Genomic DNA, 16,503 nt, shown 5'->3' with positions numbered 1-16,503 from the left:
GGAATTTGAAGGATTTATATAAGGCATTGAGACCTTTAAGGATAAAAATGATTTTAGAAAAATGGATTCATTTTATGTTTATTTCTACTATTGTATCTATGGGAGTAGGTATGGGTATTATCATAGTGTCAAAATTTATTTTGATTCAAAATATACCTGCAAAGCTTTTGTTTATACTTTTTCTTTTATTAATAACAGGCTCCATAGCCCTCTTATTTAGAATTCCTAATATTGAAGATGTGGCAGAAAAAGGGGATAGTTTAGGGTTTAAAGAAAGATTTATCACTGCTTTTGAAATATTTCAAACAGGAGGGAATTCTTTAGGCCCCATGGAAAGGATTATGGTTGAGGACGCTATTTGCCATGCCCAAAACTCAAATTTTAGAAAAAACTATCCTATCTTATTTCCAAGGAAAAAAATAAAGATATTAGGAATAATGATAATCGGTGTAATTCTTACGGGTTTTGTACCTAGTCCCGTAAAAGACAGATTAAAGTATGAGTTAGAAGTAAAACAGAGGATTATAGAAGAAACAAAGAAAGTGGAAAAAATACAAGAGAACTTGAAAAAAGATACAAAGTTAACCCCTAAACAGGTAAAAATGCTTAATGAAGAACTTGAAAAGCTAAAATCTAATTTAAAGAAAGTCAAAAACGAAGAAGATATTATAAGAACAAACCAAAAAGCCACAAAAGAATTAAAAAAAATTTCCAAGGACTCAGTCCAAAGGGAATTAAATAAGGTAGGAGAAAATCTATCAAAACATGAATCAACAAGAGAATTAGGGGATAAACTGCAGCAAGGGAATATTGAAGAAATCAAAAGGGCCCTTGAAAAATTAAATAAAGAAATCAAAAATTTCAATGAGGAACAAATTCATCAACTGGCAAATGGATTAAAGCAAGCAGCTAAAGATTTAGAAAACAATCCATCCCTAAAACAGGCCCTTATGGATTATGAAGAAGCATTAAATAGTGGAAATCTTAATGATTTGCAGAAGGAGTATGAGAATTTATCTAGGGAATTAGAAAATCTTGCTTTGGAAAATAAAGAGTTAAGGGAATCAATAGATAAAATTAGAAAATATATCTCCAACAGTTCTCAAGGTGACGATATTCAACAAGAATCCCAGGAATACAACCAAAATGGAAATCCAGAGGATGGTAAGGGAGAAGGCCAAGGACAAGGTAAAGGCCAAGGACAAAGCCAAGGACAAAGTCAAGGCCAAGGTCAAGGCCAGGGCCAGGGACATATTCCCAATGAAAATATTTATAAGAGAGAAGCAACAGATAAACAGGATTATAAAGCACAGGTAGATGGGGAAAAAAATGAAACAGGCACTATCCATCAAAAAGATGAAAAAACGATTGGGAAAAGGGGAGAGTCTATCCCATACCAAGAGGTATATCATGAGTATAAAAAGAATGCCATCAAATTTTTAGGAGACGATAGCATTCCCTATGGCATTAAAGATTTAGTAGAAGAATACTTTTCTTCATTAGAATAAATAGGCGACTTCGTGTAGCATATTAATTAAAAGAGGTGCAAATATGAATTTTTATAATCCCTGGGGGTTTTTGGGGTTTCTTTTAATACCTATCATTATATTAATGTATATTTTAAGGCAAAAATACGAAGAGATAGAGGTCCCAAGTCTTTTTTTATGGGAACAGGCCCTAAGTAGTCAAGAAGTATATAATCCCTGGCAAAAACTTAAAAAGAATATCTTGCTTTTTATTCAATTAATAATAGCAGCACTTCTTATTCTAGCTTTATCAAAACCCTATATAGCAGGTGAAGTTAATAAATCTGGAAATTACATCTTAATTCTTGATCAGTCTGTGGATATGCAGGCTGAGGATGAAGAACCTAACCGCTTTGAAAAAGCAAAGGAAAAAATGTATCAACTGATTAAAACCATGGAACCAAATGCCATAATATCGGTTGTAGTTATGGGTAAGAATCCCCATATACTAATCAATCAATCCACAGACAAACATCTAATAACAAATAAGATTAAAGACATAAAAGTATTAAACAGTAGGGCCGATAAAGAAAGTACGATAGAACTAGTTAGGACATTGTATAAGCAAAAGAATGGAAAGGTGTATTTGTTTTCTGATAATAATCTTCCTATGAAGGGTTTAGACATTAACTATATAAAATTGGGGCAAGCAACCGATAACTGCGGAATTACTTTATTGTCCCATTCAATAGAAGATAAACAAATAGCAGTTTTAGTTAAAGTTAAAAATTTTAGTAATAAAGCAAAAAATATTCCGGTTTCCCTTTATGGAGATGAAGAACTAATCGATATAAAGAAGGTTGAAATATTACCCAATGAAGAGAAAAATGTTTTCTTTAGCGGTGTTTCAAGGGATGTACATATACTAAAAGCCGAGATAGATTCAAAAGATATTTTACAAATTGACAATACTATGTATGATGTTGTTCATGAAGAAACAAGGGAAAAAGTTTTATTAGCCACGGAACAAAATATGTTTTTAGAACATATGTTGTCTATTTTGCCACAAGTAGAATTATACAAAAAAAACATAGAAAGCACAGAGAGTCTAGAAGGATATCATCTTTACATATTCGATGGAATAATACCTGCCACACTTCCGCAGGATGGACATATATTAATATTTAATCCACCAAAAGATAATCCCCTGGTTCATGTTGAAGGGGATATTGAAGTAGGGGCAATTATATCCTCAGAGGGCCGGCTTTTAGAATTCATTAAACGAATGGATTTTGATATTGCTAAAACAAGAAAAATGTTAATGCCCAACTGGGCAGAGGCAGTTATAAGTACCCAAGATACTCCCTTAATTATAGCAGGAGAACAAAATAACCAAAAAATTATTATCTGCGGATTTGACTTGCATCAAACAGATTTGCCATTAAAAAAAGAATTTCCTATTTTCATGTATAATACAATACAATGGTATATACCTCAAAAGATTTATAATCTTGATAAAATTACAGCAGGAGATACCATAGAATTTCAATTATCCCCTGATGTTATGGAAGTAAAGGTGCTAAAGCCAAAAGGTATGGTAGAGCAATTGGCCCCGCCTTTTCCCATACAGCCCTATGGGGACACCGATGAGATAGGGATTTATATACTAGAGCAGAAGAGGGAAACAAGTAGCATCTTTCATTCCTTTGCAGTTAATCCACCTATTGGAGAGGGCATAACTCAGCTAAAGGATGTTTTGGAGGTGGATGTAACAAAGAATGATATAGTAGATGAAGGAAACAAAAATATAAAAAACAGCATTTTGTTATTGGTGTTGATTTTTGTTGGAATAGAATGGTGGGTGTATATTAGTGGCCTTTAATTTTACAAGTTGGGGATATTTGTTTTTAATCCCTATTTTGTTTCTCTTTGTAATCCTTATGGGAAGGAATTTGAATATTTCAGCCTACAAAAAGACATTTCTTATATTTTTACGATGTCTTATAATTTTGTTTATATGTCTTTCTTTATCGGGGCTTACAGTGAAAGATACAGTGGATAAAACAACTACAATTTTTACAGTGGACCTATCCGATAGTGCGAAAGTTTCCGTGAAAAAGGTAGAAGAATTCATAAAAAAAGCTATTACCCATAAGGGGAAAAAGGACGAGGTTGGAATAGTGGTTTTTGGGGCAAATGCAGGGGTGGAAGCTCCCCCACTTCTTGAACCGAATTTTGTGGAATTTGAATCTGTTATCAATCCAAGGTATACCAATATCTCCCAGGGAATAAAACTATCCTCCACTTTAATTCCGGAGGAATCAAAAAAACGTATTGTGCTTATTTCAGATGGTCAGGAAAATATGGAAAATGCACTTAGTCAAGCCAAGATTTTAGCAGAAAAAAACATAAAAATAGATGTACTTCCAATAGAAAACACCAGCACTAGGGAGGTACAAGTAACCGAAATAATCATACCAAAATACTTAAGGAAAAACCAGGAATTTGATATCCTTGTATCTGTGGACAGCCTAGTGGATACTGGGGGAATGCTAAAGATATACGATGGGAAAGACTTGATACAATCACAAAATGTAAAAGTGAGGAAGGGACAAAACCGTTTTGTTTTTTTAGGGATGGCAAAAGAAGGCGGAGCGAGGATTTATCATGCTGAATTAGAGCCAGAGATAGATACAATTGCTGAAAACAATTCTGCTTTTGGATATACCTATATAGAAGATATACCCCATGTACTTCTAGTAGAAAAAAACAATAGTGGTGCAGAAATCAGAGAAATCTTAAAAAATTCCCTTATTGAAGTAAAAAGTATTGAGCCCCATAATGTTCCTATAGAAGCAGATACCCTATCTAAGTACGATGGGGTTATTATTGCCAATATTAAAGCAGATGATTTAGACGAAAGATTCTTAAACAATCTAGAATCTTATATAAAACATATAGGTGGAGGGCTTATTGTAACCGGTGGAGAAGATGCTTATGCCCTTGGAAATTACTTTGACACCCCCCTAGAAACAATACTGCCTGTTAATATGGAATTGAAGGATAAGAGAAATATTCCCGATATGGGGCTTATGATTGTTACAGATAGGTCAGGAAGTATGGAAGAGGCTCGATATGGCATTTCAAAGTTAGAATTGGCAAAGGAGGCTGCCATCCGTGCAGTGGAAGTACTTAATCCTTTTGATAAGGTTGGGGTCTTATCTTTTGATGACCAGCCCCAGGAAATTGTAAGATTACAGAATGTGGAGAAAAATCTAGAAAAGATTCAAGAAGATATTGCAAGCATATCTTCAGGAGGCGGCACCAGTATCATACCTGCACTTAGAAAAGCATACGAGATTATATATAATGCAGATACTAAAATAAAACATATTATCTTGCTTACAGATGGTCAGGCTGAAAAAACAGGATATGACGATTTAATAAGTAAGATGGCAGAAAACAATATAACCTTATCTACCGTCGCTGTAGGCCCTTCCTCTGATATTACTCTCTTAAGAAGGTTGGCGCAAGACGGTAGAGGAAGATATTATTATACCGATGAATTTTCCGATTTGCCCAAAATATTTATAGAGGAAACAATGACAGCAGGGAAAACCTATCTTAATGACGAAGAGTTTTATCCTATCGTAACCAGGCTCTCCCCTATTTTGGAAGGAGTGGAGACTCTGCCTAAATTACAGGGATATGTTGCAACGACTCCTAAAAATCGTGCAGAGGTAATTTTAAGCAGCCCCAAGGAGGATCCTATCTTATCCACATGGAGATATGGACTTGGCAAGACTGTTGCTTGGACTTCGGATGTGGATAATCAATGGAGTTTAGACTGGCTAGCTTCAGATTCCGGTATCCAGGTGATAAGAAATATGGTTTCCTGGGTTCTTAGAAAGCCAATAAGTGAGAATATAGTAGCAGAGGGAAGATTGGTAGGGGAAAATATTGAGGTAACGGCGAAAATTCCTAATATCCAATCAGATGCAGAGGTAACAGTTAATATTTATGGGCCTGATATGGAAGAAAAGATATTGGATTTAAAAGCAACTGCTCCAGGTTCTTATACGGGAAGTTTTAAGGGAAACAATATAGGGGTCTACATGCTTAACTTTCAAATCAATAGATTTGGAGAAACAGAAACCATTTATACCGGAATGAATATCCCTTATTCTTCAGAATATGATATCAATAAAATGAAAAAGGAAACGGTATTATTAGACCAAATTGCAAGGCTAACTGGAGGCAGGGTCTTAAAGGAGGCAAAAGATGTTTTTGCAGAAATACAAATGGATGTTTATGGAGAAAGGGATATCGATGGATTTCTAATCCTATTAGGGCTTCTATTGCTGATATTTGATATAGCATTTCGAAGAATAAGTTTCATCAGTAATAAAATAGAAGAACTTATAATTAAGATCACAGATGGATTGAAATTATCTGGGAGGATAAAGGTAGAAGGCGGAAAACAGAAAGATAAGAAGCAAAAAGTTAAAAAAGATAAAAAAGATAAGGTGGATAGAAAAATAAGCAAAAAGGATAATGGGAAAGTGAGCAGTACAAGTGCTGCCTTGTTAAATCAAAAAAGAAAAAGAAAAAGATAATTATTTGGAGTAAGGGGTGATAAGATGAGTAATTTTATTCATTTATGCGAAAATCATATGGATGAAATTTTGTTTGGTTGGGAAAAAAACATAATGAATCGCAAATATGTGGGTCAGCAAAGAAGAATCATCGAGGAACCTCTTACCACCATAAGAAATGTTTTAATAGCCCTGGGATATTTTATCGATAATGAAAGAGACACTTATTTAAACCCGTCGGATAAAAGCAAGAAAATGATTAAAGATTTGGTGCTTCATATAGTTCAAAAACACAGCTTAAGAGGAGCTAAAGTCCATGAAATACAAGATAGAATTAATCTTTTAAAGTATTCTATTTTAGAAGTAGTTAGTAGAGCCAAAATAATAGAGCAAGCTAGACAAAAATACATTACCATATTTTTTGATTATGTCATTAACCAGCTTACAGATATATCCATGAAAAAATTTCAGCAGGCTTTTGAAACCTTGGCTAGGCCCATATTAAACCTAGATTCTTATGATATGCTATGTAATGAAATCTTAGTAAAAACATCCTCCTTGCTTCAGCAAGATTATTGTTCTTTGGTTACCAATCATAGGAATACTGAGGTCGTAACAATATCTGACTATACAAGGGAAATATATACGGAAGCAACCCATCCAATCCACTGGGATTTGATTAATAAAGTAAAAGAAGAAAAAATAACATATATAAAGATTGTTGAAGAAAAAAACAGGCTCCGGGATTATTCACAAATCTCGTGTCCTATAGAAGTAAATGATAAGGTCGTAGGGGTCTTAAGCCTTCATTTTAGATATGCCCATTCATTTGATATTGACGAACAAAAGATGTTAGAAATACTCTGCAGACAGGGGGCAGTCTCTATCCATACTCTTAAATTGTATAAGGAAGTTTCCCTTGCATATCAAAATTCAAAATATGTAAATGATGAATTAAGATTAACTAAAAGTAGACTAGAGGAAAGTAATAAAAAACTAATGGAACTGGATCGTCTAAAGTCCATGTTTTTTGCTAATATCTCCCATGAACTAAAAACTCCTTTAAACACTATTATTGGTTTTTCCGAATTGCTTGTATCAAACCTAGAAAATAGTATTTCTGGTCAAGATTTAAGTGATTTAAACAATATTCATAGCAGCGGCAAGTACCTTCTTAAGTTAATTAATGACATATTAGACCTATCCAAAATAGAATCGGGAAAAATAGATTTAGAGCAAGAAGAGATTGATTTATATGAAATAGTATTAAATGGAGTTATGACATTAAGATCTTTAATAGGAGATAAAAATATAAATATAAGCTACGATTATGATGGCAAAATCCCTAAAATTATTGGTGACGAAATAAGAATTCAACAAATACTTTATAATATCATTGGAAATGCAGCTAAGTTTACAAATAAAGGAAGCATTACAATAACCGCACGTAGTGATTTACAAAATGAAAGAGTAGTTTTTGCTATAAAAGATACGGGGATAGGGATTAAAGAAAAAGATTATGACAAAGTCTTTGATAGATTTACCCAAATAAGCAATAAACAAAGCAGTATAGAAACAAAGGGGAGCGGTTTAGGAATGACAATAACAAAGGAACTAATTACTAGAATAGGAGGAGAAATTTGGTTTGAAAGCAAGTATGAAGAAGGCTCAATCTTTTATTTTACACTGCCCTTTAATAAACAAAACAAATAAACAATCGTATATAAAGATATATAAAGAATTATTAAAGGAGAAAAGATTATGAATGAAGAAAAAATGACCATTTTGAAAATGTTAGAACAAGGAAAAATAACTGCAGCGGAAGCTTCTGAATTATTAAATGCCCTAAAAAATAAAGATGATAAAAAACAGGAAACAAAAACCCCCACTGCAAACAACCAATGGGAAAATAGTAAAAGTTCAGATTCATTTTCAAGGGATCTCGGTAAAAAGATAGAAGTACTTTCTAAAGATTTAGAGCCTAAATTACAAAAGATTACCCAGACCTTAATTGATAAAACCAATTATATTGCAGATAAAATATCAAAGTCCTTTTCAGATTCTTATGGCGGTGAGAAGGAAAAAACACTGGAATTATACGTGGGGAATAAAAAGAATGCTCAATTAAAATTTAACGGTAAAAATGGAGTAGTCTACATAAAAGGCTATAATGGAGATAAAATTACTGCAAAGGTTAAGTATATTACTAAAAACGAAGGAAACAATATTGAATTATTAGAGTTAGGAGATACATTTTATTTAAATTATAACGAAGCATATTTCAGTAAGGTATCTATAGAGGCATATGTTCCGGAAGAATTATTTAAAAATCTTTATGTTAATTCCGTAAACGGCAATATATGTATTGATGGATTTAAGGCAGAAGAAATTCACTTAGAAACTACTAATGGAAAAATCACCCTAGGAAATATAACAGGTCAATATGTGGAAGCAGATACCAGTAATGCAACTATTGAAGTAAAACAGTACGATATTGTAAAGACAAAATTACTCACAACTAATTCAAATATTTTTATAGGCCCTGGAATAGTTGAACCTGAAAAATCAGATATCTATGAGCTAAGGGCAGAGACCTCCAATGGAAAGATAGAGATAGAACTATCAAAGGACATTAGGATAGGATATTCCCTAGAAGCAAATACATCCTTAAATGGAATACAAGTTGATATACCCACTTTGGAATACGAAGAAAACGAGAAAAATTATGTCAAGGGAAAGACCCAAAATTATACCTTAGCCACAAGAAAAGTAAAGCTGGATTTAGAAGCTTCCAATGCCCCCATTATTATAAAATAAAATAAAAAAGAGCACACAAGGATTAAATGTGAGGCTCTTTTTTACTTACAGTATAAAGCCTATTTAAGAAAAGTCACTTCAAAAATACTAGTTAAATCTATAATAATTTTATAACAGGCTAATAGAATAATAATATAATTCTATTGCATATATTTGTTCCCTTCATAATTATTGTAAAACCTTTAAAAATAATATATAATAACGGTATATTAGGAGGTGTTTTATTTATCTTTATAAAAAACGTGCAGAGTTTTACTTGTAAACACAAATAGAAAGATAACGCCTAAAAAGACCTAAGGTACGCTTTGGCATCGATTAAAGTTATTTACGTCGGAGAGTGATGTATGATGAACCTAGAAGAATATATTTACGAGAAAACAGTGCAATGCCCGATATGTGAAAATGAGTTTAAGGTATTTGCAGCCAAACAAAAAGCATACAGTGTAAAAAGTAGGGATACTGACTTTTGTATAACCTATAAGGATATTAATCCCTTGCTTTATGACATTTGGATTTGTCAATTATGTGGATATGCGGCCCAAAAAAGTACATTTTCAGATATCTCATTTAAGAGGGGGAAACTGATTGAGCAATTCATAACTCCTAAATGGGTTGCAAGAGAAACGGAAAAAGTAATAGATTATGAAACTGCAATAAGCAATTTCAAACTTGCATTAATCAGTGCTCAAATCAGTAGAGCCAAGGCCAGCGAAGTAGCGGGATTGTGTTTGAGAATTGCATGGATATATAGATTTATGGAACAAGAAAAAAACGAAGAGCAATTTCTAAGATACGCTTTGGAAAAATATTTAGAGGCTTTTTCTAAGGAAAGGTTTCCTTTAGAAAATATGGATGAACCGACAGTACGTTATTTGATTGGAGAATTATATTTTCGCTTAGGTAATTATGAAGAAGCAGCAATGTGGTTTTCTAAGGTACTAAATATTAGGGGAGCTTCAGAAAGAATTATGAATTTAACTAGAGAACAATGGCAATTGGTAAAAGAAAAACTAAAAAAAGAAAACGGGCAAAAGTAATTTGAATTATTTTCTGATTATAGTATAATTAAACCGTCTACATGGTTACTATATTGAATAACTTATAGAATAGATGTAAATTCCGAGAGAGGTTATAATAGTGAAAATTGGCAAAGTTGCACCGGCTATATTAAAAGAACTGGTGTTTGATACTATAAAGAACAAAAGGGACGAAATTATTTTAAGGCCGAATATAGGAGAAGATTGTTCTGCCATAAAATTAGGGCATAATGAAGTTTTTCTTGTTTCAACAGACCCCATTACCGGAGCTGATAAGGATGCGGGTTATCTGGCTATTCATGTTTCATGTAATGACATTGCATCTAGTGGGGGAGAACCCATAGGAGTATTGTTAACCGTTATACTACCGGAAACCGCATCTAAAGAAGAACTACATGAAATAATGAAGGATGCAGAAAAAGCAGCAAATGAAATAAATGTAGAGATAATAGGAGGCCATACGGAAATAAGCAATGCAGTTAATAAACCTATTATTTCTGCAACAGTAGTTGGAAAGGTGGATAAAAGCAAGTTAATTTTGACAAAAAATGCTAAGATTGGGCAAGACTTAATTATGACAAAATGGGCAGGCTTGGAAGGAACGGCAATTTTAGCCAAAGATTGCAAAGAAGAATTAAGAAAAGAGTTTCCAGAAGATTTTTTGTGCAGAGCCCAAGGATTCAGCAATTTTTTATCCGTAGTTCAAGAGGGGAAAATTGCTGCTGAGTTCGGGGTCACTTCCATGCATGATGCAACAGAGGGGGGGATATTCGGTGCTATTTGGGAAATTGCCGAATGCTCTGTTGTTGGTGTAGAGGTATATTTAGATAAGATACCTGTAAGGGAAGAAACGATAAAGATATGTGACTATTTTAATATTTCTCCGTATAAGTTAATTTCTAGTGGCTGTATGATTATGACCGCATTTGAGGGGGGAAAACTTATCGAACAGTTTAAGAAACAAAATATTCAGGCAAAAATCATAGGCAGGATTACTCACAAGGATAGAATATGCATACAAAAAGGCACTTTGACACCCTTAGAACAACCTGAAGCGGATGAACTTTATAAAGTTATTATATAATGCGTGCGGGGTGGGAACGCTTATGGAAATTGATGAAAGAAAGAGAATAGAAAATATTTTAATAGGCTTTCGATGGGTGGCATTATTGTTTCTCTTCTTTTTGATACCTATGAATTTGAATATATCAAGTAGCAACAGCACACAAATGATTAATAGGCTATTGATTTTTTTGGTATTTGGTGTAGTGTATACCCTTAGTACCTATATAGCAGTGAGATTATGCAAACACGATAAAAATATCGATACAATCATTATAGTAGTATCATTATTTGATATAGTAGCAATTTTTTGGGGGGCAACCATTGTTTTAGAGGTATGTGAATTGCCCATGGAATTCGCATTTATTATCTTGCAAGTTATTATGCTGATACGATATCGAAGCACATTGGCTTCATTACTGGCAAATGCAATCCTGTTTTTAAATATTTGGACTTATGAGTTTATCCTAGGAGTTAGGTACTACCCCGAGATGTGGGAGGTAAGGGGGATTTTTTGGAGTATTATACTCGTATTTAATTTATCTATATTTTGGCATATTCTCCGAGATTACGATAAAATTATGGAGCAGAAGGAATTAGAAAAATTTTATCTGGAGCATTCAAAGAAAAGTATTGACAACTTGATACATATTAATAAGATTAGTGCTGCCCTAAACGGGAGTCTTTCCCAAAATGAAATCATAAAAATACTACTTAAAAATATTTCTGTAATGGCAGATAGCGATGATTGCGCAGTCTTACTATATTCAAAACGTGAAGGGGAAGGATATATATATAAATACAGCGAGTTTAAAAAATATCGAGAGGAAAATGAACCTATCGGATATGCTACAGTAACTATGGGCGATGAAATAAAGAAAATTAAATGTATGAAAGACTATAAACATGTTGTTGGTTCTTATCAGCCCTTTTATATGATTGATTTGGTTAACATCTACAATATGAAAGTTATAACCCTTAATTCTAATAAAAAACATCTGTATATGTTTAAAATAATGTGCAGTATGAAAGAAGGGGGATTTTTAATTATTGCGGCAGACGAACAAATACAATCTGAAATTGGGCAGTTTATTTCCCTTCTTGTGGGGCAGGGAGGAACTGCACTAACAACAGCAGTTTTATACAATTCTGTTAAAAGAAAAGCAAATACAGATCCCTTAACCGGAGCAAAAACAAGAAGATATTTAAAGGATTTTCTGAAAAAAGAAATAGAAAGATCTAGAAGACATAACAAAAGGTTTTGTGTACTGTTTTTTGATATAGATAATTTTAAATCTTTTAATGATACTTATGGACATAAGATAGGGGATGAAGTTCTTAAGATTATCCATCAAGTCGCCAAAAAAACCATCCGCAAAATTGATTTGGTTTCTAGGTATGGTGGAGAAGAGTTTGTTGTTGTACTTCCTGAAACGGAATACAGGGCAGGCTATGTTACAGCAGAAAGAATACGAAAAAGTATAGAAAACTATCCCCTTCAAGAACAACTTCGGGTAGATAGAAATGTCACCGTGAGTATTGGGATATCAGAATATGGGGTAGACGGTCATACGGAGGAAGATTTGATTAACAAAGCCGATTGGGGGATGTATGAGGCAAAATCCCAGGGCAGAAACCAAGTTTGTTCCTTTAGAAATTATAAAGAGGATATGGACTATCAAAAAAGTAAATAAATACCTAAGAGGTTTAGGGTGGTGGAGGTTGCTATGAAGGAAGATATCTTAGAGATTTTGGAAAAAAACAGTAGGTTGAACACCGGAGATATTGCTATTATGCTTAATTCATCCAAGGAAAAGATAGAAAAAGAAATAGAGGAAATGGAAAAAAAGCAAATTATTTGCGGCTATAATACCTTAATTAATTGGGATAAGACTAATAAGGATTTGGTTACAGCTCTGATTGAAGTTAAAGTTACCCCCCAAAGAGGGGAGGGGTTTGATAAAATAGCTGAAAGAATTTATCGTTTTAATGAAGTTAAAGCAGTATATCTGATGTCTGGTGGATTTGATTTAACAGTTATTATAGAAGGAAGGACCATGAAAGAAGTGGCTTTATTTGTTGCACAAAAATTAGCCCCCCTTGAATCGGTATTAAGTACGGGTACTCACTTTGTGCTTAAAAAATATAAAGAACATGGTATTCCTTTTGAAGGACCCCGTAAGGATGAAAGGATGGTTGTCTCTCCATGAAGAAAGAAATGATTGCGACTAAGGTTAGGGAGCTTCCACCTTCGGGTATTAGGAAATTCTTTGACGTGGCAAATGAAATGAAAGATGTTATATCCTTGGGGGTAGGGGAACCGGATTTTGATACTCCCTGGCATATCCGAGAAGAGGGGATATATTCTTTAGAAAAGGGAAAAACCATATACACTTCTAATTCAGGTCTAATGGAGTTAAGATGTGAAATAAGTACATACCTGTCTAGGAGATTTAATATAACATATAACCCTAATACACAAATTTTAGTGACAGTTGGTGCCAGTGAGGCAATTGACTTAGCACTTAGGGCATTGTTAAACCCAGGGGATGAGGTGTTAATCCCTGAACCTTCTTATGTTTCATATAAGCCTTGTGCAATTATGGCAGGGGGAAATCCTGTTGTAATTACCACAAAGGCTGAAAATGAATTTCGGTTAACCCCGGAGCAATTAGAAGAACATATTACTGATAAAACAAAAGTATTGATTCTCCCCTATCCTAATAATCCAACCGGTGGGATTATGGAAAAAAGTGATTTAGAAAAGATAGCAGAAGTGTTAAGAAAAAGGGATATTCTAGTTATTTCGGATGAGATATATGCTGAATTGACCTATGATAAAGAACATGTATCCATTGCTATGTTGCCGGGAATGTATGAAAATACTTTGGTGATTAACGGATTCTCTAAAGCTTATGCAATGACAGGATGGAGAATGGGATATGCCGCAGGACCGAAGGATTTGATTGCTGAAATGACAAAGATTCACCAATATGCCATTATGTGTGCTCCAACCATTAGTCAATATGCAGGGATAGAAGCCCTAAAAAATGGAGATAATGATGTAGCCCAAATGAAAGCATCATTTAACAGGAGAAGAAAGATAATGGTTAATGGCTTTAGGAATATGGGAATGGATTGCTTTGAACCCTTAGGGGCATTTTATGTTTTTCCTTCAATACAAAAAACGGGACTAACCGCTGAGGAATTTTGCACAAAACTTTTGTACGAACAAAAGGTAGCCGTTGTCCCAGGAACAGCCTTTGGGGAAAGTGGAGAAGGATTTATTAGATGTTCTTATGCCTATTCCATTGAAAATATAAAAGAAGCACTAAAAAGAATTGAGCTATTTATGCAACAATATCAATAAAAAAGAACTTCAAATTATTGAAGTTCTTTTTTATTGATATCATTTTCCTGGCAACTTGGGCAAAAGCCATAAAAATAAATTTTTTCATCTACTAGTTTAAAGTTTGTAGTATCTTCAACTCTAGAGCGGATATCATCCAAATAAATCGAATGCATATCATGCACTTCATTGCACTCAACACAAATCAAATGGGGATGAGACTGTACCCTAGCATCATATCTAAAAGAGTCCTCACCTACATTTAATTCCTGTATGAGATGGGCTTTTTTTAGGGCATCTAAGGTTTTGTATACGGTTGCTAGACTCATCGTAGGATGTGTACTCTCTAAAGCCTTATAAATAGTTTCTGCACAAGGATGCTCTACGGATTTGGATAGCATTTGAAAAATAGCCAATCTCTGGGGGGTCACCTTTAAGTTTTTTTGCTTTAAAAGCTGAGAAAGTTCTTTCATAGAAAAAACCACCTTATTAATAACAATTTTTATATAATAATAATAATGGATTTTTCATATTAAGTCAAGTGACAACCCATATGTTGTGTCAGAAGATTTAGGGTAATAAAAAATATATAAATTTTGCCTATTACATTGTAATTAAAAATCTAATATGCTAAAATAAATAAGAAAATGATATCTTGATAATTTACTTTATTATAAAAAAGGTGGGGGTACTTAATGGCCATTAATGTTGACTTAATTAATCCTTTCATTCAAGGAACGCAATCTATTCTAAGGGATGTATGCAATGAAGAGACAAAGCTTGGTAAAATATACCTAAAAAAATCTCCTTATCCTGGAGATACAATCGCAATCATTATTGGGCTTACTGGGGAGATAAAGGGGCAGGTGATTTTTAGTTTAGGTACAAAAACTGCTTGCTCGATTGCTTCTAAGATGATGATGGGGATGGAAGTTACTGAGATGGATGAGATGGCAAAAAGTGCTATTTCAGAATTGACAAATATGATTTTAGGAAACACAGCGACACTATTTTATAATAACGGGATCTCAGTCGATATTACACCACCTTCCTTATTAATGGGAAGCAATTTACAAATTTCTACATCTAAAATGCAGACCATTTGTATTCCCCTTCAGTTAAGTGAAGGAGATACATTTGAAATCGATGTTGCCATACAGGAGAATAAAAAGAATGAGTGATGACTGTGAATATTGTTCTTTTAGAGCCTGAAATTCCCCAAAACACAGGGAACATTGCCAGAACCTGTGCCGCCATTGGAGCTAGTTTACATCTTATCAAACCATTAGGTTTTTCTATTGAAGATAAATATTTAAAAAGAGCAGGTCTAGATTACTGGAGCTTATTAGACATTCATTATCATGACAGTTTTGAGGATTTTAAATTAAAATATCCTGATGGGTTGTATTTCATGGCTACAACAAAAGCTAAGCATAAATATACCGATGTAAAATATACTAAGGATTGTTTTATAATATTTGGGAAAGAAACTGCCGGTATTCCGGAGACTATCTTAAAAGATTATTCTGATACTAGCATTAGGATACCAATGATTAGTGAGGCCCGATCTTTAAACTTATCAAATTCAGTAGCTATTGTTGCCTATGAGGCTATGAGACAAATGGATTTTAACGGGTTACTAGCTGAGGGAAAACTAAGGGAATACGATTATTAATAAAAATCTAGCTGTAAATAGCTAGATTTTTTAAATGTTTTTTAGAAAACATACTATTTTAAAAAACATAATTGTAAAATGTAAAAACTGTTTGAATGAAATACTTAATAAAAGCATACCCTAAAAATATAAAAATAGAAAGAGGGGCTTTTATGTTTTGGTCAGGAATAATTATTGGTATTTTTATTGGTTCTGCTCTAGGTGTTCTAGTAATGTCTATGGCGATTTCGGCGGCAAATAACACAGAAGCCAGATATCAGCATAGGACGGCTTATGATATGGAGGCTTCTGAGGAACTAAGTCCGGATTTAGAAAATAAGGAAGACGATATAGAACATACTAGTCAAAGCTAAAAGTTTATGGTCTTATGCCATAAACTTTATTATATGCTATAATCAGCAGCAAGGAATTATAACGAATGCTCAAGGTGAAAAATATGTTAAAGAATATAATTTATTCTAAACGAATTTACATAGATAATATCAAAGAAGATGATTTCGAT

The 16,503-nt window shown here is 33.5% G+C and carries 14 protein-coding genes; 13 read left to right on the top strand and 1 reads right to left on the bottom strand.

The window, feature by feature from the left end:
* The first annotated feature begins 5 nt into the window (after positions 1 to 5).
* The 10 genes from GX308_04335 (at position 6) to GX308_04290 (ending at position 14,347) form a co-directional block, all read left to right on the top strand.
* The gene (locus GX308_04335; GenBank protein NLK21306.1) at positions 6 to 1,508 is read left to right on the top strand and encodes a hypothetical protein; all 1,503 of its coding nucleotides are present in this window, start codon (positions 6 to 8) and stop codon (positions 1,506 to 1,508) included.
* Positions 1,509 to 1,551: 43 nt separating this feature from the next.
* On the top strand, positions 1,552 to 3,348 hold the full coding sequence (locus tag GX308_04330; GenBank protein NLK21305.1) for a VWA domain-containing protein: 1,797 nt from the start codon (positions 1,552 to 1,554) through the stop codon (positions 3,346 to 3,348).
* A gap of 160 nt (positions 3,349 to 3,508) precedes the next feature.
* Complete coding sequence (locus GX308_04325) at positions 3,509 to 6,082, top strand: VWA domain-containing protein (GenBank protein NLK21304.1); 2,574 nt, start codon at positions 3,509 to 3,511, stop codon at positions 6,080 to 6,082.
* Positions 6,083 to 6,106: 24 nt separating this feature from the next.
* Positions 6,107 to 7,774, top strand: coding sequence for a hypothetical protein (locus GX308_04320; protein NLK21303.1), 1,668 nt, complete (start codon positions 6,107 to 6,109; stop codon positions 7,772 to 7,774).
* Between the two features lie 48 nt (positions 7,775 to 7,822).
* Complete coding sequence (locus GX308_04315) at positions 7,823 to 8,878, top strand: DUF4097 family beta strand repeat protein (protein ID NLK21302.1); 1,056 nt, start codon at positions 7,823 to 7,825, stop codon at positions 8,876 to 8,878.
* Between the two features lie 344 nt (positions 8,879 to 9,222).
* Positions 9,223 to 9,915, top strand: a complete 693-nt coding sequence (locus GX308_04310; GenBank protein ID NLK21301.1) for a DUF2225 domain-containing protein — start codon at positions 9,223 to 9,225, stop codon at positions 9,913 to 9,915.
* A 100-nt stretch (positions 9,916 to 10,015) separates the two neighbouring features.
* A complete protein-coding gene (locus GX308_04305; GenBank protein NLK21300.1) occupies positions 10,016 to 10,999 on the top strand; it encodes a hypothetical protein in 984 nt (327 codons plus the stop codon).
* A 22-nt stretch (positions 11,000 to 11,021) separates the two neighbouring features.
* Positions 11,022 to 12,671: a GGDEF domain-containing protein gene (locus tag GX308_04300; GenBank protein ID NLK21299.1), complete on the top strand. Its 1,650-nt coding sequence runs from the start codon at positions 11,022 to 11,024 to the stop codon at positions 12,669 to 12,671.
* A gap of 33 nt (positions 12,672 to 12,704) precedes the next feature.
* The gene (locus GX308_04295) at positions 12,705 to 13,187 is read left to right on the top strand and encodes an Lrp/AsnC family transcriptional regulator (protein NLK21298.1); all 483 of its coding nucleotides are present in this window, start codon (positions 12,705 to 12,707) and stop codon (positions 13,185 to 13,187) included.
* Positions 13,184 to 14,347: an aminotransferase class I/II-fold pyridoxal phosphate-dependent enzyme gene (locus GX308_04290; protein NLK21297.1), complete on the top strand. Its 1,164-nt coding sequence runs from the start codon at positions 13,184 to 13,186 to the stop codon at positions 14,345 to 14,347. The genes GX308_04295 and GX308_04290 overlap by 4 nt, the downstream gene beginning before the upstream one ends.
* A gap of 14 nt (positions 14,348 to 14,361) precedes the next feature.
* On the opposite strand, the gene GX308_04285 is transcribed toward GX308_04290, so the two are convergent.
* Complete coding sequence (locus GX308_04285; protein ID NLK21296.1) at positions 14,362 to 14,799, bottom strand: transcriptional repressor; 438 nt, start codon at positions 14,797 to 14,799, stop codon at positions 14,362 to 14,364.
* Between the two features lie 228 nt (positions 14,800 to 15,027).
* Between GX308_04285 and GX308_04280 the strand changes: the two genes are divergently transcribed.
* The 3 genes from GX308_04280 to GX308_04270 all read left to right on the top strand — a co-directional run bounded on the left by GX308_04280 (position 15,028) and on the right by GX308_04270 (position 16,354).
* Entirely contained in the window at positions 15,028 to 15,507 is a 480-nt protein-coding gene (locus tag GX308_04280) for a chemotaxis protein CheX (GenBank protein ID NLK21295.1), read from the top strand.
* The gene (trmL, locus tag GX308_04275; GenBank protein NLK21294.1) at positions 15,507 to 16,001 is read left to right on the top strand and encodes a tRNA (uridine(34)/cytosine(34)/5-carboxymethylaminomethyluridine(34)-2'-O)-methyltransferase TrmL; all 495 of its coding nucleotides are present in this window, start codon (positions 15,507 to 15,509) and stop codon (positions 15,999 to 16,001) included. The genes GX308_04280 and trmL overlap by 1 nt, the downstream gene beginning before the upstream one ends.
* 152 nt (positions 16,002 to 16,153) lie before the next feature.
* Positions 16,154 to 16,354 carry a hypothetical protein gene (locus tag GX308_04270; GenBank protein NLK21293.1) on the top strand — a complete coding sequence of 67 codons (201 nt, stop codon included), beginning with the start codon at positions 16,154 to 16,156 and terminating at the stop codon, positions 16,352 to 16,354.
* Positions 16,355 to 16,503: the final 149 nt, after the last annotated feature.

The sequence above is a fragment of the Candidatus Epulonipiscium sp. genome (assembly GCA_012519205.1).
Classification (GTDB): domain Bacteria; phylum Bacillota; class Clostridia; order Lachnospirales; family Defluviitaleaceae; genus JAAYQR01.
This window is presented reverse-complemented; position numbering and strand designations above follow the sequence as displayed.